At 72.5% G+C, this 22,326-nt stretch carries 22 protein-coding genes and 1 riboswitch; of the genes, 18 read left to right on the forward strand and 4 right to left on the reverse strand.

Annotation, left to right across the window (positions count from 1 at the left end; genetic code table 11):
• Positions 1–67 precede the first annotated feature (67 nt).
• On the reverse strand, positions 68–1,264 hold the full coding sequence (locus Plo01_RS39315; protein ID WP_239317932.1) for a phosphotransferase family protein: 1,197 nt from the start codon (positions 1,262–1,264) through the stop codon (positions 68–70).
• A gap of 190 nt (positions 1,265–1,454) precedes the next feature.
• Here Plo01_RS39315 and Plo01_RS39320 point away from each other — a divergent pair, with 190 nt between their 5' ends.
• From Plo01_RS39320 to Plo01_RS39345, 6 genes are all read left to right on the forward strand, one after another.
• Positions 1,455–2,777 carry an NYN domain-containing protein gene (locus Plo01_RS39320; protein WP_203895901.1) on the forward strand — a complete coding sequence of 441 codons (1,323 nt, stop codon included), beginning with the start codon at positions 1,455–1,457 and terminating at the stop codon, positions 2,775–2,777.
• Positions 2,778–3,063: 286 nt separating this feature from the next.
• Positions 3,064–4,050 carry a C40 family peptidase gene (locus Plo01_RS39325; protein ID WP_239317934.1) on the forward strand — a complete coding sequence of 329 codons (987 nt, stop codon included), beginning with the start codon at positions 3,064–3,066 and terminating at the stop codon, positions 4,048–4,050.
• 690 nt (positions 4,051–4,740) lie between these two features.
• Positions 4,741–4,899: riboswitch (cyclic di-AMP (ydaO/yuaA leader) on the forward strand.
• Between the two features lie 82 nt (positions 4,900–4,981).
• Complete coding sequence (locus Plo01_RS39330) at positions 4,982–5,503, forward strand: C40 family peptidase (protein ID WP_239317936.1); 522 nt, start codon at positions 4,982–4,984, stop codon at positions 5,501–5,503.
• Positions 5,504–5,629: 126 nt separating this feature from the next.
• Positions 5,630–6,403 (forward strand): gluzincin family metallopeptidase, encoded by a 774-nt coding sequence (locus Plo01_RS39335; RefSeq protein ID WP_203895903.1) that lies wholly within the window; start codon positions 5,630–5,632, stop codon positions 6,401–6,403.
• 57 nt (positions 6,404–6,460) lie between these two features.
• On the forward strand, positions 6,461–7,744 hold the full coding sequence (locus Plo01_RS39340; protein WP_203895904.1) for a M48 family metallopeptidase: 1,284 nt from the start codon (positions 6,461–6,463) through the stop codon (positions 7,742–7,744).
• On the forward strand, positions 7,741–8,868 hold the full coding sequence (locus tag Plo01_RS39345; protein WP_203895905.1) for a glycosyltransferase family 4 protein: 1,128 nt from the start codon (positions 7,741–7,743) through the stop codon (positions 8,866–8,868). Before Plo01_RS39340 ends, Plo01_RS39345 begins: the two co-directional genes overlap by 4 nt.
• A 63-nt stretch (positions 8,869–8,931) precedes the next feature.
• Here Plo01_RS39345 and Plo01_RS39350 read toward each other — a convergent pair whose 3' ends face one another.
• Complete coding sequence (locus Plo01_RS39350) at positions 8,932–10,725, reverse strand: AMP-dependent synthetase/ligase (protein ID WP_203895906.1); 1,794 nt, start codon at positions 10,723–10,725, stop codon at positions 8,932–8,934.
• Positions 10,726–10,936: 211 nt separating this feature from the next.
• Between Plo01_RS39350 and Plo01_RS39355 the strand changes: the two genes are divergently transcribed.
• The 7 genes from Plo01_RS39355 to Plo01_RS39385 all read left to right on the forward strand — a co-directional run bounded on the left by Plo01_RS39355 (position 10,937) and on the right by Plo01_RS39385 (position 16,805).
• Positions 10,937–11,704: a metallophosphoesterase family protein gene (locus Plo01_RS39355; RefSeq protein ID WP_203895907.1), complete on the forward strand. Its 768-nt coding sequence runs from the start codon at positions 10,937–10,939 to the stop codon at positions 11,702–11,704.
• Positions 11,705–11,747: 43 nt separating this feature from the next.
• Positions 11,748–12,185, forward strand: coding sequence for an SRPBCC family protein (locus tag Plo01_RS39360; protein WP_203895908.1), 438 nt, complete (start codon positions 11,748–11,750; stop codon positions 12,183–12,185).
• A 43-nt stretch (positions 12,186–12,228) separates the two neighbouring features.
• Positions 12,229–13,416 (forward strand): ArsA family ATPase, encoded by a 1,188-nt coding sequence (locus Plo01_RS39365; RefSeq protein WP_203895909.1) that lies wholly within the window; start codon positions 12,229–12,231, stop codon positions 13,414–13,416.
• Positions 13,409–13,879, forward strand: a complete 471-nt coding sequence (locus Plo01_RS39370) for a hypothetical protein (RefSeq protein WP_203895910.1) — start codon at positions 13,409–13,411, stop codon at positions 13,877–13,879. Before Plo01_RS39365 ends, Plo01_RS39370 begins: the two co-directional genes overlap by 8 nt.
• Positions 13,880–13,923: 44 nt before the next feature.
• On the forward strand, positions 13,924–14,868 hold the full coding sequence (locus Plo01_RS39375; protein ID WP_203895911.1) for an ROK family glucokinase: 945 nt from the start codon (positions 13,924–13,926) through the stop codon (positions 14,866–14,868).
• 78 nt (positions 14,869–14,946) lie between these two features.
• Positions 14,947–15,621: an endonuclease/exonuclease/phosphatase family protein gene (locus Plo01_RS39380; protein WP_239317938.1), complete on the forward strand. Its 675-nt coding sequence runs from the start codon at positions 14,947–14,949 to the stop codon at positions 15,619–15,621.
• A gap of 50 nt (positions 15,622–15,671) precedes the next feature.
• Positions 15,672–16,805: a hypothetical protein gene (locus tag Plo01_RS39385; protein ID WP_203895913.1), complete on the forward strand. Its 1,134-nt coding sequence runs from the start codon at positions 15,672–15,674 to the stop codon at positions 16,803–16,805.
• Between the two features lie 117 nt (positions 16,806–16,922).
• Here the strand turns inward: Plo01_RS39385 and Plo01_RS39390 are convergent, their stop codons facing one another.
• On the reverse strand, positions 16,923–17,402 hold the full coding sequence (locus Plo01_RS39390) for a hypothetical protein (RefSeq protein ID WP_203895914.1): 480 nt from the start codon (positions 17,400–17,402) through the stop codon (positions 16,923–16,925).
• A gap of 65 nt (positions 17,403–17,467) precedes the next feature.
• Entirely contained in the window at positions 17,468–18,232 is a 765-nt protein-coding gene (locus tag Plo01_RS39395) for an alpha/beta hydrolase (RefSeq protein WP_203895915.1), read from the reverse strand.
• Between the two features lie 151 nt (positions 18,233–18,383).
• On the opposite strand from Plo01_RS39395, the gene Plo01_RS39400 reads away from it, so the two are divergent.
• The 5 genes from Plo01_RS39400 to Plo01_RS39420 all read left to right on the forward strand — a co-directional run.
• Entirely contained in the window at positions 18,384–19,109 is a 726-nt protein-coding gene (locus Plo01_RS39400) for a lysophospholipid acyltransferase family protein (RefSeq protein WP_203895916.1), read from the forward strand.
• Between the two features lie 37 nt (positions 19,110–19,146).
• A complete protein-coding gene (locus Plo01_RS39405) occupies positions 19,147–19,539 on the forward strand; it encodes a FluC/FEX family fluoride channel (RefSeq protein ID WP_203895917.1) in 393 nt (130 codons plus the stop codon).
• 7 nt (positions 19,540–19,546) lie between these two features.
• Positions 19,547–19,903 (forward strand): FluC/FEX family fluoride channel, encoded by a 357-nt coding sequence (locus Plo01_RS39410; RefSeq protein WP_203895918.1) that lies wholly within the window; start codon positions 19,547–19,549, stop codon positions 19,901–19,903.
• Between the two features lie 226 nt (positions 19,904–20,129).
• Positions 20,130–21,545 carry a hypothetical protein gene (locus Plo01_RS39415; RefSeq protein ID WP_203895919.1) on the forward strand — a complete coding sequence of 472 codons (1,416 nt, stop codon included), beginning with the start codon at positions 20,130–20,132 and terminating at the stop codon, positions 21,543–21,545.
• 168 nt (positions 21,546–21,713) lie between these two features.
• A partial coding sequence (locus Plo01_RS39420) for an MCP four helix bundle domain-containing protein (protein WP_203895920.1) occupies positions 21,714–22,326 on the forward strand: 613 nt, incomplete at its 3' end.

Consider the following 22,326-nt stretch of genomic DNA (forward strand, 5'->3'; position numbering starts at 1 on the left):
GCCCCGGCCCGCGAGATCGACGACCTGCTCCGGATCGCTCCCTGGCAGTACGCCGCCTGAGGCCCGGTCATGTCCAGTAGCCGCCGTCGAGCATCCGCTCGATGGTGGCGCGGTGCATGACCAGGTCGTCGGGGTTCTCGGGCATGGGCTGCTCGCCGAAGTGGATCCGCCGGTGCCAGACGCGGGCCATGATGATGCCGTGCCGGAGCGCGGCGTACATCTCGTAGAACTGCATGTCGCGCGGCTGGTAGCCCGTCATTTCCTGATATGCACGGCAGACGTCCTCGCTCCGCATGAAGTCCGGCAGCCCCGGGAGTCCCATGACCTCGGTGACGTCCTGGAAGAACCGGTGCAGGAAGATCATCCAGGAGATGTCCAGCTCCCGGGGGCCGACGGCGGCCATCTCCCAGTCCAGCACCGCCACGGGAGTGAAGTCGCGGTACATGATGTTCCCGATGCGCGCGTCCCCCCAGCTCAGCACGTCGGGGCCGGGATCGGTCGGCCAGTGCTCCTCCAGCCAGTCGAACGCCCGCTCCAGCACCGGGATCCGCATCGACGCGTGCGCCCACTCGTAGTAGGCCCGCTGGTCGTTGACGTGCCGCCGGAGCGCGGACTCGCCCGGCCGGTCGAGCTGGAAGGGGCGCAGGTCCGCGGGGGTGAACGGGGCCCCGTGCAGTCCGGCGAGGATGGCCACGCTCTCCCGCTGGAGCCGTTCGCGGTCGGCGGGGGAGGCGTCCAGCAGCCAGCCCTCGAAGGTGTACGGCAGCACGTCCGGCGGCACGTCCCCGGCCAGGCGCTCCATCACGAAGAAGGACGTGCCCAGCGGCGCGGGGTCGGGCTCGAACCACAGGGCGCGCGGCGCGGGCGTCCCGGCGCGCTCCCTGGCCAGCCGCATGATCTCGAACTGGCGGCCGAGGTCGTAGTCGGGGAAGACCGGCACCGCCTCGCCGGCCGGGGCCATCCGGGCGACGCACCCGACCTCCCGCCTGCCCTCGGAGCCCTCCCACGAGGCGTCGAAGATCAGGGTCTCGCTGGACATGCCGTTGCCCGACGGGTGGGAGAGCGCGGAGACCGTGACCGGGCACCCCAGACGCCCGCCGAGCCACGAACGTATCCGCTCGTGGAGCTCGCCGAGGTCGCGGGTGGAGGTTCGCATGTCCGCGTCGGGGGCCGCCCCGTTCCCCGGGGAGCCGGCGGGCTCATGATCGTCTGCTTGGCCCGGCCTGCCGCCCGGCCCGCGGCCCGGCTCACGCTGTTCGTCCATCGCGGTCTCCTGTACGGCCTGCCTCACGGCGCCCGATCCACGGCGCCGAAACAGTCGTATACCTATGACCAAGCGCTTGTCCACATCGCGTTCACCCGCGGGCCCCCCGCTGTTCGATCTTCTATTCGGTCGGCGGCCGGGCGGGATGGCCGTACCCTTGACAGATAGACCAATCCGAGTAGGGGCCGTGATGAGTTCAGCCGGAGAGGGCCTGTCTCGTCCGCTGCCGGAGCAGGTCCGCACACATGTCGTGGAGCTGGTGTCCCAGATCCTCGGTGCGATGCCCGCCGCCGCGGTGCCGCCGCCGCTGCGCACCATCGCCAAGTTCGAACCGCGCAAGCGGGCCAGGCTGGGCGGCACGCCGATCGCCGCGCAGCTGGAGACCGACAAGGAGTTCCGCGAGGCCGTCGCCGAGGCGCTGGCCGGGGGCTGGCCCGAGCTGGTCGCCAGCCTGGAGGAGGGCTCCGTGCCGCCGGCGGCCGAGCCCGTCCTGGTCGCCGCCGCGGCCTATCTGACCCGGCCGCCCGGCTGGGAGGACATGGTGGAGGCGGCCCGCGCCGACATCGAGCGGTCGGCCGCCGCCGCCGAGGGCTCGGCGCAGGAGCAGACGCTGACCCGGCTCCGCGAGCAGCTGGCGGCGCAGAAGGCCGCGGCGAAGGAGGAGTCGGACCGGCTGCGCGAGCAGCTCAAGGCCGCCCGCACGGAGATCTCCGACCTGCGCCGCAAGCTGCACGACGCCCGCGAGCGGGCCAAGGCCGCCGACGCGCGGGCCGCCGAGCTGGAGGAGGCCGCGCAGGAGGCCAGGGCCGCCGCGGCGTCGGCGGGGAGCGCGGGGGAGAGCGAGCTGCGCCGGCTGCGCGAGCGCCTGGCCGACTCCGAGCGGCAGCTGGAGGCCGCCCGCCGGGCCGCGCGCGAGGGCCGCAGCGTGGAAGACACCAAGGTCCGCGTGCTGCTCGACGCGCTCCAGGACGCCGCGGCCGGGCTCCGCAGGGAGCTGGCCCTGCCCTCGGGCATCAGCCGCCCCGCCGACTCCGTGGTCTCGGTCGCCCCCGGCCGGCCGGGGGCCCAGGCGGTTCCCGCGCGGGCGCTCGCCGACGACGACCCCGCTCTGCTGGACCAGCTGCTCACGCTGCCGCAGATCCACCTGATCGTGGACGGCTACAACGTGACCAAGACCGGCTACGGCAACCTCACCCTCGCCGACCAGCGCAACCGCCTGCTCACCGGTCTCGGCGCGCTGTACGCGCAGACCCGCACCGAGCTGACCGTCGTCTTCGACGGCGCGGAGCTGAACGGCCCGGTGCCGGTCTCGGCCCCCAGGGGCGTCCGGGTGCTGTTCAGCGCCCCGGGGCAGATCGCCGACGACCTGATCCGGCAGCTGGTCCGCGCCGAGCCCGTCGGGCGCGCGCTCGCGGTGGTCTCCTCCGACCGGGAGGTGGCCGAGTCGGTCCGCCGGATGGGCGCCCGCCCGGTCCCCGCGGCGCTGTTGCTGAAACGGCTCGGCCGCGCCTGAGCGGGCCACCGGACAGCCTGGGGGAGAGTCCCGGGACGCCTGAGCGGGGCGCCGGGACGCCTGGGGGAGAGTCCCGGGACGCTTGAGCGAGTCCCGCGAAGCCTGGGCGAGAGGCTCCGGAAGCCCCGGGTGAGGCCCCGGAAGCCCGGGGGAGGGGTCCGCGAAGCCTGAACCGGGTTCAGGACGGGAGCAAAACCGGCGAAAAGGTGAGTCCCCCCTTACCTGTTCTGTACTATTTCGCCCCAGGTCTTTACGCGGGGAGGACGTTGTCGTGGCCGTGGCAGGTATGCCGAAGCGTTCCGGGCGGGTTCCCCTGGCGGCGGGGCTCGCCCTTGCGGCGCTCCTGCTGCCGGCCATCCCGGTCGGGGACGCCTTCGCCGAGCCCAAGCCCACCATCGCCCAGGCCAAGAAGAAGCTGGCGAAGCTCAACGAAGAGGCCGACAAGATCGTTGAGAGGTACAACCAGGCCGGCGAGAAGTGGAAGCGGGCCAAGAAGAAGTACCAGAAGCTCAACGGCGAGCTGACGCGGCAGAGCGAGAAGGTGACCGGGCTGCGCGAGGACCTCGTCACGATGGCCGTCACCACCTACCAGATGGGCGGCGTGGCCGGCTGGCAGGGCATGGTCGCCCAGGCGGACCCGACCACCCTGCTGCGGGGCCTGGCCGCGGCCGATCAGCTCTCCGCCTCGCGTTCCGAGTCCGTCACCGCCTTCGACCAGGCCACCAAGGACCTGCGGGCGAGCCGGGACAAGGCCAAGGCCGCCCTGACCGAGGCCGACCGGACGCGTGACGAGCTGGCCAAGGAGAAGGCCAAGGCCGACCGGATGGTCCGGGCCCAGACCAAGCTCCTGCGGGAGCTCGGGGCCTTCCGAGTGGGCGACCCCAACAGCTCCGGCATCCAGTACACCGGGCCGGCCTCCGGCAACGCCCGCGCGGCCCTGGAGTTCGCCTTCGCGCAGGTCGGCAAGCCGTACCAGTACGGCGGCACGGGACCGGGCGGCTGGGACTGCTCCGGCCTCACCCAGGCCTCCTGGCGGGCCGGCGGCGTCAGCCTTCCCCGGACGACCTGGGAGCAGTGGAGCTGGGGCGCCAGCCGCCGGGTCTCCCTGGACGAGCTCCAGCCCGGAGACCTGATCTTCAGCGAGGGCCTGGGTCACGTGAGCCTGTACGCCGGCAACGGCCAGATCGTCCACGCCCCGCAGACCGGGGACGTGGTCAAGGTCGTCAGCCTGTCCTCCTACGGTCGCCGTCTCGTCGGGGCCGTCCGCCCCTGACCCGTCCGCCCCTGACCCGTCCGCCCCTGACCCGGGCGTTCTCCCTCCGTCTCCGACCCGTCTCCGTCTCTGAGACGTTTCCGCCTCGCCCCGGGCGCCGGCGGCCCGTCTCCGGCATGGGCGCCCGCGGGCCGCGCCGGCTCGGTTGCTCGTGATCCATACCGAATTCGCATGACGGGCGGTCTCCGGATGCCGCCATCCGGCGGCCCGGTCCGGAGTCGTGACCGCTTATAGCACGAAATGACGGTTCTTATCGCTCTGATGGGGAGCCGCCAATAGTCCAAAAAGGTGGTCTTCCACCCTCCGGAACGGTGGTCGGTCATAGCCAGAAATAGTGATCGTCCGTTCCCCGAACGATGATCGGCCGGCGCTCCGGCGGCGTTCAAGATCAATACTGGTGTGACTCGTGTGACAGGAGTGACGTTTTCAAGGTTGGGGTCCGGGGAATGTGACGAGAGTCATATCGGGACAATGAAACTGCCGTTCGGGCAGGGGTTATGGATTTGTGATCAAGGCGGGACGACCCACTTCCCCTGGGGCGGCCTTTGCCGAAGTTTGCCGATCCGAGTACCTTCTGGCGTCGCGACGAGCAAGCCATGCCGCCGCATCGAATATCGGCCCCCTCAGTGCCGATGTCCCGCATAGAAATCCATCCGGCCATCCGGAGCGCGGTCCGAAAAACGACCGGCGCGCGGTGGCCTGCCGAATCCATGCAGCCAGGAGGCATGGAACCGGGGACCCATCAGGCGCATATATGCGACCAGGGGTGAATCGGCATCGTCATGCCGTAGGGCATCCTTCCCTGCCCGAATCCGTCAGCTAACCCGGTAGGCGTCAGTGGAAGTCCCAAGGAGAAATCCTGTCTACCACCCTGCGAAATTCATGTTCGTCAGGCCTTTTCCGCCTCTCCATCGGCGGGCTCGTACTCACTTTGACCGCCTCAGCCGGAGCGGTCACGCTGGGAGCCACCCAGGCGCGGGCGACGACGGACAGCACGACCGCCGTACCGGTCAGGGCCATCGCGGGAGCCGCGGCGAGTGCCACGGTGAACGCCAAGGTGAGCGCCAAGATGACCAGGGCTGCGCGGCAGAAGGAGAGAGCCGCCAGGGCCGTCTCGACGGCCAAGAGGAAAGTCGGCGCCCCGTACCGCTGGGGAGCCAGCGGTCCCGGCGCGTTCGACTGCTCCGGCCTCGTCCAGTACTCATGGCGCGCGGCGGGCGTGAAACTCCCGCGGATCACCTACAGCCAGTACCGAGCCGTCAGGAAGAAGGTCTCGTGGCGCAGCCTGCGCCCCGGTGACCTGGTCTTCTTCAGGGGCTTGGGGCACGTCGGCATCTATGTCGGCGGAGGCAAGATGGTTCACTCGCCGAGCAGCGGCAAGACCGTCCGGATTGTGACGATGAAGGGGTACTACCGGTCCTCCTTCGTCGGAGCGGTCCGTCCCGGCGGCTGACACGCGATGAGACGGCCCCGTCCGCCTCTCCCTCCGGGGGGAGGCGGACGGGGCCTTTTCCCGGAGGGCTTCACGGAGCCGGTTCCCGGAGGGCTTCACGGAGCCGGTCGCGTACCATCGACCCTTATGTCCGTCCCGCAGGGGCGCCGCGCCGTACTCGCCGGAATGCTGGCACTGGCGGGCGCCGGTCTCACCGCCGGAGCCGCGCCGCTCCCGGAGGACCTGTGGCCCGACGGCGCCGTGCTCCGCGGCGAGCACTACGTCGTCGTCGGTCACCGCGTCCCGGCGGACCTGCTGGACGATCTCGCCGTCCGGGCCGAGCGCGCCCGCCGCCGGGTCGCCGCGATCTGGGGGCCGGTCCGCCCCGTGATCCTCTTCCCCGAGACCGACGCCGAGGCCGAGGCGCTCGCGGGCGCCGGGGCCACCGGCGGGCTGGCCGCGATGGCCACCGCCGACCGGGTGATCATCCTTCCCGGCGGCTACGCGCGCCTCAGCGAGATCGGCAGGGACGTCGTCATCACTCACGAGCTCACCCACGTGGCCACCGGCGCGACGCGCGGCGGCCGGGTGCCGATGTGGCTGTCGGAGGGGTTCGCCGACTACGTGGGCTACGCGGCCTCCGGTCTCGCCGTGCGTACAGTCGCCGCCGAGCTGGCCGCGGAGGTGCGGGCCGGGGTCCTGCCCGCCCGTCTGCCCGGGCCCGCCGATTTCGCTCCCGGCGCCGTACGGCTGGCGCAGGCCTACGAGGAGGCGTGGCTCGCCTGCCGCTACATCGCCGGGCGCTACGGCGAGAGGACTCTCGTGAGGCTCTACGGTAGCGATGTCGGGACGGTCCTCGGCCTGACCGCGGCCGACTTCACCGCCGGCTGGCGCGACTATCTCCGGAAGGAGCTCGGTTGACACCCCTCACGGTCCGCACGCCCGTCTCCGGGGAGCCACGATGACGCGGGGCCGGCGATGACGGCGGACAGCGGCACGGCGCAGGCCGCCCCCGGTGCGCGCGCGGCGGGGTGGGCGCTGGCCGCCCTCGGCGCGGCCACGCTGGCGATCGTGGCGTTCACCACGCCCTGGCGGGCCCTGCCCGGGGGCGCCCCGCAGGCCGTCCCGGACCCGGCGCGCGACTTCGCCGCCGACCAGGTCGCCCGCTCCGCGGCGTTCGACGCCGCGGTCGGCCCCCCGGCCTATCTGTCGCTCGGGCTGACGCTGACGGCGGCCGGGGTGCTGGCGGCCACCCCGTTCGGCGCGCGGCTGCTGGGCAGGCTGCGGGGCCCGTGGTGGTGGCGGGTGCTGCTGGGGGTGCTCGCCGTCACGGTGGTGGTGGAGGCCCTGCGCTGGCCGCTCGGCATGTGGCAGGAGACCCACCTGCGCGACTTCGGCCTGTCCGTGCAGGGGTGGCCGGACTGGACGGCCGACCGGCTCAAGGGCGTCGGCATCAGGACCGGGCTGACGTCGATCATGGTGCTCGCCGTGGCGGCGCTCGCCCGGCGGGTCCGGCGCTGGTGGATCCCTGCCGCGTTCGGCGCGTTCGCGCTCACCGTGACCGCCTCCTTCGTCTACCCGGTGCTGATCGAACCGGTCTTCAACGACTTCCGGCCGATGGCCGCCGGGCAGCTCCGCGACGACCTGCTCGCCATGGCGGCCCGCGACGGCGTGCCGGTCGGGGACGTCCTCGTGGCCGACGCCTCCCGGCGGACGACCGCGCTCAACGCCTACGTCTCCGGCTTCGGCGCCACGCGCAGGATCGTGGTCTACGACACGCTGCTGAAGGCCCCGGCCGGAGAGGTGAAGCTGGTCGTGGCGCACGAGCTGGGCCACGCCGAGAGCGGCGACGTGCTGTACGGCACGCTGATCGGCGGCCTGGGCGCGGCGTGCGGGGCCTGCCTGCTGTACCTGGTCTCCTCCTCCCGGTTCGTACGGCGCCGCAGCGGCGTGCCCTCGCTCGCCGACCCCCGGGCGGCGGGCCTGGTCATGGGGCTGCTGAGCCTGGCCACGGTGCTCTCGGGCCCGGCGCAGAACGTCGTGAGCAGGAACGTCGAGGCCCGCGCCGACGTGCACGCGCTGGACCTGACCCGGGACCCGGCGACATTCATCGCCATGCAGAAACGATTGGCAATCGCCAACATTTCTGATTTATCGCCAGATGTCGTTGAATATGTTCTTTATGCCTCTCACCCCCCGATACCAGAGCGCATCGCCCTGGCGCGCTCCTGGGCCGTGCTGAACGGCCTGCCGGAGCCGTGAAGCACACACTCATCGTCACCAACGACTTCCCGCCCCGGCAGGGGGGCATCCAGTCATTCGTGCACGGGCTCGCCGCCTGCCTGCCCCCCGGCTCCGTGACCGTCTACGCGCCCAGATGGCCCGGGTGCGAGGAGTTCGACGCGCGGCAGCCGTACCCCGTCGTGCGCCACCCCACCTCGCTGATGCTCCCCGGCCGCGCGGTCGCCCGCAGGGCCGCCGCCCTGGTCGCGGAGCTCGGCTGCGAGACGGTGGTGTTCGGCGCGGCGGCCCCGCTCGGGCTGATCACGCCACGGCTGCGCGCGGCCGGGGCGCGGCGCGTCGTCATGCTCACCCACGGCCACGAGGCGTCCTGGGCCCGCGTCCCGATCGCCCGGCGGCTGCTGGCCAGGATCGGCGGGCACGCGGACGTGGTCACCTACCTGGGGGAGTACACCCGGCGGCTGCTCGCCACGGTGATCCCCGAGGAGAAGCTGGTACGGCTCACGCCCGGCGTGGACACCGAGGTGTTCTCCCCGGAGGCGGGCGGTCCCCCCGCGGCCTCCGAGGGACTCGGCGGCGGGCCGGTCGTCGTCTGCGTCTCCCGGCTGGTGCCGCGCAAGGGGCAGGACACGCTGATCCGCGCCTGGCCCCGGGTCCTGCGCGCCGTGCCGGACGCGCGGCTGCTGCTCGTGGGCGGCGGGCCGTACCGGCGGAGGCTGGAACGGCTGGTCGCCTCCCTCGGCCTGCGCTCGTCGGTGATCCTGACCGGCCCGGTGGACGGGGCGGACCTGCCCCGCTACTTCGCCCTGGGGGACGTGTTCGCCATGCCGTGCCGTACCCGCCTGGGCGGCATCGACGTCGAGGGACTCGGCATCGTCTACCTGGAGGCGTCGGCCAGCGGGCTGCCCGTCCTGGCGGGCGCGTCGGGCGGGGCGCCCGACGCGGTGCTGCCCGGCGAGACCGGCCTGGTGGTGGACGGCGCCGCGCCGGACGCGGTGGCCGACGCCCTGCTCGACCTCCTCGGCGATCCCGCCCGCGCCCGCGCGATGGGCGAGCGCGGACGCGCGTGGGCCGCCCGGGAGTGGAGCTGGGACCGGGTCGCCACCCGCTTCACCGAACTCCTCGAACCGGCCCAGACTCCCTGACCCGCCCCCGGACACGGCGGAGCCGGCACGGCGCCGCCGTGGAAGACGCCCCTTACGGGGCGGTCAGCCGTACAGCTCGTCGACGTGCTTGGCGAAGTCGCGCATCACGATGTTGCGCTTGACCTTGAGGGTCGGGGTGAGGTGGCCGCTCTCCTCGGTGATGTCGATGTCGAGGATCACGAACTTCTTGATCTGCTCGGCCTTGGAGACGGACGTGTTGGCGTCGTCCACGGCCTTCTGCACCTCGGCGACGATCGCCGGGTCGGCGCTGAGCTCGGCCAGGGTGGCCGATCCCCGGTCGTTGGCCGCCTTCCACTGCTCCAGCGCCTCGGCGTCGAGGGTGACGATCGCCGCCACGAAGGGCTTGTCGTCGCCGACCACCATCGCCTGGCTGACCAGCGGGTGGGCGCGGATGGCGTCCTCCAGCGGGGCCGGGGCGACGTTCTTGCCCGCGGCGGTGACGAGGATCTCCTTCTTCCGGCCGGTGATCTTCAGGTAGCCGTCGGAGTCGAGCTCGCCGATGTCGCCGGTGTGGAACCAGCCGTCGGGGTCGATCGCCTCGGCGGTGGCCTTCTCGTTGTTCCAGTAGCCGTTGAAGATGTGGCGGCCCTTGACCAGGATCTCGCCGTCGTCGGCGATGGCGACGGTGACGCCCGGGAACGGCTTGCCGACGGTGCCGACCTTGTTGGCGCCCGGCAGGTTGACCGTGGAGGGCGCGGAGGTCTCGGTCAGGCCCCAGCCCTCGAAGACCTCGATGCCCACGCCCCGGAAGAAGTGGCCGAGCCGGTCGCCCAGGGCCGAGCCGCCGGACACCGCGGCCGACAGGTTGCCGCCGGTGGCGTCGCGCAGCTTGCCGTACACCAGCTTGTCGAACAGCGCGTGCTTGAGCTTGAGGCCGAGTCCGACCCCGCCCGAGGACTCGGCGCGGCTCCACGCGATGGCGGTGTCCGCGGCGGCGTGGAAGATCTTGCCCTTCCCGCCCGCGACGGCCTTCTGCTCGGCGCCGTTGTAGACCTTCTCGAACACGCGGGGCACGCCCAGCAGGAACGTCGGCTTGAACGCCTGCAGGTCCGGGGCGACGTTCTTCATGTTCGGGGTGTGCGCCAGCACGGTGCCGGTCTCGATCAGCACGATCTGGATCATGCGGGCGAACACGTGCGCCAGCGGCAGGAACAGCAGCACGGCGCGGCCCTGCACGGTGAACAGCAGCTCCAGCGGGCCGTTGGCCACGTTCTTGGCGGTGAACAGCAGGTTGTCGTGGGTGATGCGGCAGCCCTTGGGGCGGCCGGTGGTGCCGGAGGTGTAGATGATCGTGGCGAGGTCGGCGATGCCCGGCCCGCTCCTGCGCTCCTCCAGCGTCTCGTCGGTGACCTCGCCGCCGGAGGCGGCCAGCTCGTCCACGGCGCCGGCCTCGACGCACCAGACGTTCTTCAGCTCGTCCAGCTCGGGGAGGACCTCGCGGACGGTCTCCTCGTGGGACCCCAGCTCCACGAAGATCGCCTTGGCGCCGCTGTCGGAGACGATCCACTTGACCTGGTCGGCGGAGGACGTCTCGTAGATCGGCACGCTCACCGCGCCCGCGGACCAGATCGCGTAGTCGATGACCGTCCACTCGTAGCGGGTGCGCGACATCAGGGCGACCCGGTCGCCCGGCCCGACGCCCGCCGCGATCAGCCCCTTGGCGACCGCGGCCACCTGGTCGCGGAACTCCCGCGCGGTGACGGCGGTCCAGTCGTCGCCGACCTTGCGGCGGAGCACGATCGCGCCGGGCTCCTGCTCGGCGCGCTGGAACACCGTGTCGGTCAGGTTGGCGGAGGCGGGGACATCCACCAGAACGGGGACGCTGTACTCGCGCACGGGATCACTCCTGAGGACGCACGGACTAAGGGTTGCCAGGAAGCTACCGCTAGAAGTTACGCATGGGTAGATCCGTCACCCAGGCGTTATGAAGGGCGGCTTCACCGTACCAGTCTCGTCATGTGGGACCGTTTGACCTGCCCGTCCCCCGTTATGGCGCATCTCACTCTCCGTCTGGGGGCGGATTCCCCCAATGGTTAGGATGTCCGGCATGCGGGTTCATGTCGTCAGCGATGTGCACGGAAGAGCCGACGCCCTGGCCTGCGCGGGCGAGGGCGCCGACGCGCTGGTCTGCCTGGGCGACCTGATCCTGTTCATCGACTACGACGACCACTCCCAGGGAATCTTCGCCGAGCTCTTCGGCACGGAGCGGGCCGAGGAGTTCATCGCCCTGCGCACCGCCAAGCGCTTCGACGAGGCCCGGGCCATGTCCACCGAGCTCTGGGCGTCGCTGGACGGCGACCCGCGCGATCACATCGAGCGTTCCGTCCGCCGCCAGTACGGCGAGATCTTCGCCGCGATGCCCACCCCGGCCTACCTCACCCCCGGGAACGTGGACCTGCCGCGCTACTGGCCGGAGTACGTCCGGCCGGGTCACCACGTCCTGGACGGGGAGACCGCCGAGATCGGGGGGCTGAGGTTCGGCTTCGTCGGCGGCGGCCTGCGCACGCCGTACCGGACGCCGAACGAGATCGACGACGAGGAGTTCGCCCGCAAGGTCGAGGCGGTCGGCGAGGTGGACGTGCTCTGCTGCCACATCCCCCCGGCGATCCCCGAGCTCCTCTACGACGTGGTCGCCCGCCGCTTCGAGCGCGGCAGCGAGGCGACCCTGGAGGCGATCAGGCGGACCCAGCCGCGCTACGCCCTCTTCGGCCACGTGCACCAGCCCCTGGTGAGCCGCACGCGCGTGGGCAGGACCGAGTGCCTGAACGTGGGCCACTTCCGGGGCCGGGGGGTGCCCTTCGCGATCGAGTGGTGAGCCGGACGTACGCGCGCAAAGCCGAAACGAGTACGGTAAGCCCATGGCTGATCGCACCACCTCCAGCATCACGATCGGCGCCGACCGGTCGACCGTCATGACGGTGATCGCCGACTTCGCCGCATACCCGGAGTGGGCGGGCCAGGTGAAGTCCGCGCAGGTCCTGTCCACCGGACCGGACGGCCGCCCGGAGAAGGTCAGGTTCGTCCTCGACGCGGGCGTGATCAGCGACGAGTACACCCTCGCCTACGCCTGGAACGGGGACGACTCCGTCGACTGGACCATCGCCGAGGCCGGGAAGATGGTCTCCGGCCTGACCGGCAGCTACCGCCTGGCCGGGGCGGGCGGCGGCACCGAGGTGACCTACGAGCTCGCCGTCGACCTCAAGGTCCCGATGATCGGCATGATCAAGCGGAAGGCGGAGAAGGTCATCATCGACACCGCCCTGAAGGGACTGAAGAAGCGCGTCGAGGCCGCGTGACCGGCCGCGACGGCTCCCGGTCCGGGCGGCGGGGGGAGGGGTCATGAGCCGGATCCTGCTGTTCACCGGGAAGGGCGGGGTCGGCAAGACGACCGCTGCGGCGGCCACCGCCGTGCGCGCCGCGCGCTCCGGGCTCAAGACGCTGGTGGTCTCCACCGACACCGCGCACTCGCTGGCCGACGCCCTCGGGGTGAACGACTCCGGCGGTCCCGCCCCGGCCCCCGGCCCCGCGGAGATCGCCCCCGGCCTGCACCTCTACCAGGTCGACACCCAGCGGTCGCTGGAGCGCCACTGGGGCGAGCTGCGCGACTACGCCCGGGGGGTCTTCGCCGAGCTGGGCCTGGACGAGGTCACCGCCGAGGAGATCACGGTGCTGCCCGGCGCGGAGGAGGTCATCGCGCTGCTGGAGCTGCGCGAGCAGGCCCGCTCCGGACGCTGGGACGTGATCGTCGTCGACTGCGCGCCCACCGCCGAGACGCTCCGGCTGCTCGCCCTGCCCGAGGCCCTCGACTGGCACGTCAACCGGTTGCTCCCGGTCGGCAGGCGGCTGTTGCGCACCCTGGCCCCGCTGGTCCGCCGGGTGGCGATGGTCAGCGTCCCCGACGACCACGTGGTCGGCGCGGGCGAGCGCCTGCACCGGGGCCTGATGGAGGTCCGCGAGCTGCTCACCGGCCCCGGCGCCAGCGTCCGTCTGGTGCTCACCCCCGAGGCGGTCGTGCTCGCCGAGGCCCGCCGCACCCTCACCTCCCTCAGCCTGTACGGCTACCGCGTCGACGCGGTCGTCGCCAACCGCGTCTTCCCCGCCGAGGGCGCCGACCCGTGGCGGGAGCGGTGGGTGACCGCCCAGGCCAGGCACCTGGCCGAGGTGGCGGAGTCCTTCGCCCCGCTGCCCGTGCACACCGTCCCCTACCTGGACGCCGAGCCCGTCGGCCTGGGCGCGCTCGCCCGCGTCGCCGAGGCCATGTACGGCGAGGCCGATCCCTTCGCCCCGCCGTCCGGGGAGCCGCCGCTGCGCGTCACCCCCGGGGGAGAGCTGATCCTGGCGCTCCCGCTCGCCGAGAAGGGCGAGGTGGACCTGGCGAGGAAGGGCGACGAACTGATCGTCACGGTGGGCCCCTACCGCCGGGTCCTGGCCCTTCCCGCGGCCCTCGCCCGCAGGAGTGTGCGGGAGGCCGCGCTCTCGGACGGCCTGCTCCGGGTACGGTTCCAGACGGGAGGGCCAGATGACTGAGAACAACGAGAACGGCAGGAACGACGGGCCGCGGCAGCCCCGCGAGGACCGTGAGGACCGCGACCCCATCGGCAGCGCGGCGGAGGAGGCGTTCAAGCTTTTCGACACGCTTCAGCGCAAGGCGGCCAAGCAGCTGGGCAGAAACCTGGTCAGGGGCACCATGACCGGCTTCGGCAGCGCTTTCTCCGGCGGAGGCCGCAGCGGCGGCCGGGACGTCTGGGAGGAGGCCGTCTCCACGGACGAGGAGTACATCTGCCGGGCGTGCCCCGTCTGCCGGGCCATGGCCGCGCAGCGCGAGTCGGGCGGGCAGGTGGCCGACCACCTGATGCAGGCCGGCAGCGAGCTGCTGGCCGCGCTCAAGTCGGCCGTCGACGCGCTCAACCGCCCCTCGCCGGGGCAGCGGGAGCGAGAGCGCGGCACGTCGCGAGAGGATACCCCCGTGGAGCACATCGACCTGGGCTGAGACCCGGGAGAGACCTGGGGCGAACCCGGGGGAGAGGGTGGAAGATGGGCCTGACCATCGGCGTTGACATCGGAGGCACCAAGGTCGCGGCGGGTGTCGTCGATCAGGACGGCCGGATCGTCGAACACCGCCTCCGCCCCACCCCCGCGGAGAACCCGGAGCTGGTCGCCGACACCATCGCGCAGGTGGTCAAGGAGCTGGCCGAGGGGCACGAGATCGAGGCCGTCGGCCTCGGCGCGGCCGGGTTCGTCGACGAGACCCGGTCGATCGTGAGGTTCGCCCCCAACCTCGCCTGGCGGGAGGAGCCGCTGCAGAAGAAGGTCTCCGACCTCGTCGGCCTGCCCGTCGTGGTGGAGAACGACGCCAACGCGATGGCCTGGGCCGAGGCGAGGTTCGGCGCCGGGCGCGGCGAGAGCCACGTCGTGTGCGTGACCGTCGGCACCGGCATCGGCGGCGGCATCGTGCTCGACGGCTCCCTCTACCGGGGCCGCTGGGGCATGGGCGCGGAGCTGGGGCACATGCAGGTGATCCCCGACGGGCGCCCGTGCGGGTGCGGCAACCTGGGCTGCTGGGAGCAGTACGCCAGCGGCAACGCCCTGGTCGCCGAGGCCCGCCTGAACGCGGAGGCCGACCCGGCGAGCGCCGCCCGCCTGCTGGAGATCGCCGGCGGCACCCCCGGGGACGTCGAGGGCCCGGAGGTGACCGACGCCGCCCGTGAGGGCGACCCGGCCTCGCTGGCCGCCTTCGCCTCGATGGCCGAGTGGATCGGCCGGGGGCTGAGCGACCTCGCCGCCGTGCTCGATCCCGGCTGCTTCATCCTCGGCGGGGGCGTCTCGCGCGCCGCCGACCTCTGGATCGACCGGGCCCGCGAGTCCTTCGCCGCCAACCTGACCGGCCGCGGGCACCGCCCGCTGGCCGACATCCGCCTGGCCGAGCTGGGCGCCTCCGCCGGCCTGGTCGGCGCCGCGGACCTCGCCCGGAGGCGCTGACCCGGTTAGGCTCGCCTCACGCACCGTCCGAGTGAGGTCACCGTGCTCCTTCGGGTCGCCAGTTACAACGTGCGCGCCATGCGAGACGACATCGCCGCGCTGGGCCGCGTGACAGCCGCGCTCCGCGCCGACGTGCTCTGCGTGCAGGAGGCGCCGAGATTCCTGTGCTGGCGCCGCAAGCGCCGGAGGCTGGCCGCCCTCGGCGGGCTGCGCGTGGCCGCGGGCCGCCGCAGGGGCGGCGTGGCCGTGCTGACCGGTCCCCGGGTCCGCCTCCTGCACGGCGAGGGGCACCTGCTGAAGCCCTTCTTCCGCCTGGAGCGGCGGGCCATCGCGATCGCCGTGGTGGAGGCCGGGGGCGTGCGGGTGGCCGTCGGCTCGATCCATCTCGACCTCGACGAGGCCGCGCGGCTGCACCACACGGGCGAGGCGATGACCCTGCTGAGACAGTCGGCCGACCGGTTCGGCGCGCTCCCCGTGCTCGCGGGGGACATCAACGAGCGGCCCGGCGGGCCGTCCTGGCAGGGCATCTGCGAAGGGCTGATCGACTGCTACCCGCTCGCGCCGCAGGGGAACGGCTTCACCTTCCCGGCCAGGGGCCCGAGCCTGCGCATCGACGCGATCTTCGCGGCGGAGGGCCTCCGGGTCGTCTCCTGCGGGACGGCCGAGGCCGCGCCCGAGGACCTGGCCGCCGCGACCGACCACCTGCCGGTGGTCGCGGAACTCGCCGTCCCCGGCGGGGACGACGCGCCATGATCGGGGGAAGCCCGTACGAGGGGAGGGCGGGGAGCTCTACCATGTGGGGCATGACTCGTCGCCTTCCGCGGCGTGCGCTGGCGCTCTGCGCGGGAGGCGTGCTCCTGCTGCCCTCTCAGCCGCCGGCCGCGCACGCCGATCCCGTCCGCCCGCCCACGGCGGAGGCGTGGCAGGCGCCGACCACCGCCGGGCTGAGCAGCGACGGGTCGCTGTCGGACGTGGCCGCGGTCTCGCCGTCCAACGTCTGGGCGGTGGGCCAGCAGAGCGTGTGGGACGTCTGGCAGAGCCGCGGCGCGATCGCCCACTGGAACGGGAGCGGGTGGTCCGAGGTCGCCGTCCGCAACGACTCCACCGGCGCCGGGCTGCTGCGCTCGGTCGCGGCGGCCTCGGCCACCGAGCTGTGGGCCGTGGGCGAGGGCCACGACGGCACGCCGTACGTGGCGCGGGGCGACGGCTCGGCCTTCGAGCGGGTTCCCGTCGAGACCCTGCACGTGGGCGACTGGCTGGGCGGGGTGGCCGCCACCCCGGGCAGGATGGTCGCCGTGGGCCGCCGCGACGGGCAGCCCCTGGTCGTCACCGGCGCGGGGGGCAAGTGGAAGCTCACCCAGGTGGACGGGGACGGCGCGCTGTACGGCGTGGCGGTCCCGGCCAAGGGCGACGGCTGGGCGGTGGGCGACACCGGGGAGAAGCCGCTGATCATGAGGCTGTCCGGGGGGCAGTGGAAGCCCTTCCCGGCGCCCGCCATCACCGGCGGTTACCTGCGCGACGTCTACATCAACGGGCCGAAGCGCGCGCTGGCCGTCGGCGGCGTCTACGGGGGCCCCGACGAGGACACCCCGCTGGTCCTGTCCTGGAACGGCAAGAAGTGGTCCCGCGTGCCCGTGCGCGGCCGTGACGTCCGCCTGTACGGCGTGACCGGCGACCGCAAGAACCGGTTCTGGATCTCCGGCGTCGACTTGGAGCGGCCGGGCGAGGCCTTCCTGCTCCGTTACGACGGCCGCGCGCTCAAGCCGCTGCACGGGGCGGTCCCCGCCGCCCCCCGGACGATCAGGCTCCAGGCGGCGGCCTACCTGCCCGGCACGGGCACGGTGTGGAGCGTCGGCCACGTGGTGGACGACGCCGGCCGCTACACCGACGTGATCGAGCGCTTCGGGGCCGGCCTCCCGGAGCGGTCCCGGTCGTAGCGACCGGTCGCTGCGGGCCCGCCGGACGGGCCGGGCCGCGGGAAGCCCGCTGCGGATCCGGTCATGCGAGGCCGGTCGTGTGGAGCCTGCCGGAGCGGTCCCGGCCCCGGCGGCGCGTCAGACGACGGCGCCGTCGTCCCAGCCGGAGTCGTTCGGCGGTCCGTCGCCCATCCGGACCACCAGCGCCACGAAGCCGCCGATGAAGGCGGCGGCCGCGGCGAACAGCACCCAGCCCCCGGGGTCCCATCCGGCCAGCACGGTCACCACGAGGAAGGCGGGGCCGCCGAACAGGGCGGCCCAGCCGATCTTGGCGGTCGTGTCGGTTCTGGGGAGGGGAGGGGGCGGAGGCGGTACGTAGTGGCCCTCGTCGTCGGCGTCCGCCCGCTCACCCTCCGCGGGCTCCGCGAGCTCCGCGGGCTCGCCGTCCACCGGGGGGAGCGCCTCTTCCTCCGGTTCCCTGACCACGCGGCGGGGAGACTCGGCGGGGAGGTTCTCGCTGTCCGGCCACGGCTGGTCGGCCGGATCGCGCTCGGCGGTGTCGTTGAAGGACGCGACGATCTGCCGCCAGACCTCGTCCTCATCGCTCTGAGGTGTCACCTAGCTGGCCTGTCATTCATCGGCCGTCCACTTCCTCCCAAAAGACTGCGCGCCCCCGTCCGCGATCAGTCTCCCTGCAAGGGTACAGAGGCGTTCGCGCGGACGAACTCCAGGCTCCCCGCGAAGATCCGATCGGCGTCGTTGTCGAGCGTCGCGACATGGTAGCTGTCGGCGAGCTCCACCACATTCAGATTTCCCCCGGTCAGCTTCTCACGAAGAATACGGACACTGGTGGGTTTCACCACATGGTCCTGCGGGCTGTGGAAGACCAGCACCGGCTGGACCAGCCGGTCCAGCTCGGTCTGGGTGAGCGCCCACAGGCGGGGCAGGCTCGCCGCGGCCCTGACCGGCGTGCGCGTGTAGCCCAGCTCGGTCGCCCCCTCCTTCTTGATGTCCCCGGCCACCCCCGGCACCGACGGGACGAAGAGCTGCAGCAGCGGCGCCAGCTTGAGCAGGGGGACGTCGTTGGCGATCGAGGGGTTGACGACCACGACGCCCCTGATCTCCGTTCCGTGCACCTCGGCCAGGCGCAGGGCCATGCAGCCGCCCAGCGACAGGCCCATGACGAAGACGTCGGAGCACCGGCCCCGCAGGTCCGCGAGCTCCTTGTCGAGCGCGGCGTACCAGTCTTCCCAGCGGGTGCGGTTCATCTCCTGCCAGGTCGTCCCGTGGCCGGGCAGCCGGGGCAGCGCCACGGTCAGGCCCGCCTCGGCCAGGTGCTCCGCCCAGGGGCGCAACGACTGCGGCGAACCGGTGAACCCGTGGCAGAGCAGGACTCCGACCGGGCCGCCCGCGTGGTGGTACGGCTCCGCACCGGGCATGACAGGCATGGTTGAACTCCTTGTCAGTTCGCCTGATCGTCGCATGGTTCGGGGTTGTTTTGCGAGAGGGGCGATTTGGGTTGTTCGGCGGTGTAGGTGGCAGAGGCCGAAGATGGGAAGATACCTCCAGGTCGCTGCCTGACAACCGAAGGAGCCTCGAGTGTTCTACTGGGTGGTGAAGGCCATCCTCTGGCCCTTCCTCCATCTGATCTTCCGCCCGTGGGCGGAGGGCGTGGAGAACGTGCCGAAGGAAGGGCCGGTGATCCTGGCCGGCAACCACCTGTCGTTCGCCGACCACTTCTTCGGGGCGCTGTTCCTGCCGCGCAAGGTGATCTCCCTCGGCAAGGCCGAGTACTTCACCGGCCGGGGTCTGAAGGGAATGGTCAGCCGGGCCTTCTTCAGCGGGGTCGGCACCGTGCCGATCGACCGCTCCGGGGGCAAGGCCAGCGAGGCGGCGCTCCGCACCGGCCTGCGCATCCTGGGGGAGGGGCACGTGCTCGGCATCTACCCCGAGGGCACCCGCTCCCACGACGGCCGTCTCTACAAGGGCAAGACCGGAGTGGCCCGGCTGGCGCTGGAGTCCCGGGCGCCGGTCATCCCCTGGGCCATGATCAGCACCTTCGAGATGATGCCCCCCGGCCGCCCGCTGCCCAAGCTGGGCATCCGCCCCGGCGTGAAGTTCGGCAAGCCGCTGGACTTCTCCCGCTACTACGGCATGGAGGAGGACCGCCTGGTCCTGCGCGCCGTCACCGACGAGATCATGTACGCGCTGATGGAGCTCTCCGGCCAGGAGTACGTCGACAAGTACGCCGCGAGCGCCAAGGCGGACGCCGCGGGGACCAAGCCGGACGGCGCCCGCGCGGAGAAGAAGTCCGGCCGCGGCTGAATCCGGTCCGCCGGCACGGCGGCACTACCCTGTCGGGGTGAGAATCGACGCGGCCGTGCTCGGCGCGGTGGCCTGCGGCGGCGCGCTGGGCGCGCTGGCCAGGCACGGGCTGGGCGCGCTGTTCCCGGCCGCGCCGGGCTCGTTCCCCTGGACGACCCTGGCGATCAACACGCTCGGCTGCCTGCTGATCGGCGCGCTCGCCGGGTGGCTGACGGCGTCGGCGCCGCGCCGGCTGGCCGGGCCGTTCCTCTCGACCGGGGTGCTCGGCGGCTTCACCACCTTCTCCGCCTTCGCCGTCGACGTGGAGTCCCTCGTCCGCCTGGGAAGATCGGGCACGGCGCTGGCCTATCTGGCCGCGACCCCCGCCCTGGCGCTGGCGGCCGTGTTCGCCGGGACGGCCCTGATCCGCGGCGTACGGCCGGCGCGGTGACGAGGAGATGACCGCACTGCTCGTGGCGGTGGGCGGGGCCGCCGGGGCCGCGCTGCGCCACCTCGCCGGACTCCGGATCTCCTCGTCCTTCCCCTGGGGGATCCTGCTCGCGAACGTGGCCGCCTCGTTCCTGCTGGGCCTGCTGGCGGCGGGGGCGGCGGCCGGGTGGTTGCCGGGCTGGTTCCTCACGCTGGGCGGCGCCGGGTTCTGCGGGGCGCTCAGCACCTACAGCACGCTCGCCTACGACGTCCTGCGGCTGGCCGAGTCGGGCGAGCGCCGGGCGGCGGCGGCCAACCTGGCGCTCACGCTGGCGGCCGGTCTCGCGGCGGCCTTCGCGGGGGCGGCTCTCGGGCGCTCGATCTGATCCCGTCCGCTCCGGGCGGCGGGATCTCGCCGTCCCGTGCGGGGTCTCGCCGTCCCGCGCCGGAGTCCCGTCTTTCCGTGCGGGAGCGCCGTCTTCCCAGGTGGGGCCGGACCTTTGCGGCCGACTAAGCGCACCTTAACGGTGGCATAAGAGAGTTTCCTGCGCCTTTTTTACTCCTAGGGTGCCAGTGTCGTCTTCGCGCCACCCCCCAAGGAGAAGAACCTCCATGAAGCGCCGTATGCCCACCGGCTGGATCCCGCCCATGGCCGCCGCCCTGGCCGTGCTGTCGCCGGCCGTACTGCCCTCGGCTGCTCAGGCGGCGCAGGCCGCGCCGGAGGTCCGCACCACCGCCGTGGTCCTGATCGACTTCCAGGACAAGGGCCACCCCGACAAGGCCGCCGCCACCGCCAAGGCGAAGGAGGTCTTCTTCGGCTCCGGGACCTCGGTGGCCACCTACTTCCGCAAGTCCTCGCAGGACCGGGTCGCCTTCTCCGGAGAGGTGTTCGGCCCCTGGAAGCTCGACATGAAGGCCGGCTGCGACACCGGCCGGATGCGCACCGAGGTCGACGAGCAGATGAAGGCCCGCGGCATCGACCGGGCCCGGTTCAAGCACGTCTCCATCATCATGCCCTCCGGCGGCTGCGGCTGGGCGGGCCTGGCCACCGTGGGCGGCGGGACGAGCTGGATGCCCGACGGCTACAGCGCCGCCGGCACCATCCACGAGATCGGCCACAACCTCGGCCTCAGCCACGAGGGGACCTCGGCGTGCACCGAGGGCACGCTGTCGAACTGCGCCTCGGCCGGGTACCGGGGCAAGAGCTCGGTGATGGGCGGTGGCGGGCCCGGCGTCGGCCTGTCCGCCCCCGCGCTCGTCAAGCTGAAGTGGCACACCGCCGCCGAGCGGATCGTCCCCACCGCCTCCGGCACCTACACGCTGACCCCGCTCTACGGTCCCGGACGCCGTTTCCTGGACATCCCGCTCCAGGACGGCACGGACCGGCTGGTGGTGGAGCACCGCAAGCGGGGCCACGGCCCGGAGGTCGACGTCGCCGAGGGCGTCATCGTCTACCTCGTGCCCAAGGGCGACTACAAGAAGGCGATCCAGATCGACGCCACACCCGCCACCACCGCCAAGGGGAGCACCACCCTGGCCGCGGGCAAGAGCATCAAGGACCGGGGCGTCACGCTGACGGTGCTGTCGGAGTCGGCGACCGGCGCGAAGGTCTCGCTCGTCCTGCCGGGCGGCGCCCCGGCGCCCAGCCCCACCGCGAAGCCCTCCAGCCCGGCGCCCAGTCCCACCGTGAAGCCCTCCAGCCCGGCGCCCAGTCCCACCGTGAAGCCCTCCAGCCCCGCGCCGAACCCCGCCGACGGCGGCCTGTCGGCGATCAGCGTGGGCGTCGGCGTCAAGCCGGGCGTCGTCGCTCCCGGGCAGAAGGTCGCCGTGACCGCCGTCTGCTCCGGAAGCAGGGTCGCCAAGGTCGTCTCGACCGCCTTCGCCACCCGCCAGAACGTCCCGGACGTCCCGACCGTGGCCTGGTACCCGTCGATCACCGTCTCCGCCAAGGCCAGGGCCGGCCGGCACAGCGTCTACGTCTTCTGCGGCGGCGGCTCGGCGGCCCGCACCTCCGTCACGGTCGGCTGATCCCCCCCGGCCGCTCCGCCCGCCCGGGACCCGGCGTCCGGGGCCGCGTCCCCGGGCGGGCGGCGGCCCCGCCCACCTGGACGGGCGCGACTGCTCATGAACGGTGAACGTCTTCCGATAAGGACGATGTAACCCAGATCTCCTGAACCACCGTCCTTGAGGAAAATCATGTCGTCGCCCTCGGCCCCGCCGCATTCGTCCGTCCCCGCCGCACCCGCCCGGCGGTCACCGCTCGACCGCTGCCGTGATCTGCCGCTGACCGCCAAGATCTTCGCCGCCGTCGCCGCGGTGGCCGCCGCGGGCCTGCTGGTGATCGGTGTGAGCGTCGACGGCCTCGGCCAGACCGACGACAAGGCCGAGGAGATCTACCAGCACGGTGTGCGCCCGATCGAGACCCTGGGTCTGATCCACAGCGACATGCTGCGGGTGCGCTACCTCATGCTCAACTACTACATGTCCAACCCCGAGTACCGGGCCAAGAACGCCGAGGAGATCCGCGAGGCCGACGCGGACATCGCCAAGAACGCCGAGACCTTCTCCGCCGTCACGACTGACAAGGCGGCCTGGGATCGTCTGTACGCCGACTGGGCCGAGTACGTGGAGATCCGGGACGGGCAGGTCATGCCCGCCGCCGACAAGCACGACCTCCCCGGGTTCTGGAAGGGCTACAACGCCATCAGGCCGATCGACGACCGTATCGCCGAGCAGGTCGACGCCCTGCGCACCTCCCAGAGCCAGACCGCCGTCGCCGCCGTCGCCGAGACCCACGACACCGCCGACC

It is taken from the genome of Planobispora longispora (genome assembly GCF_016863135.1).
Taxonomy (GTDB): domain Bacteria; phylum Actinomycetota; class Actinomycetes; order Streptosporangiales; family Streptosporangiaceae; genus Planobispora; species Planobispora longispora.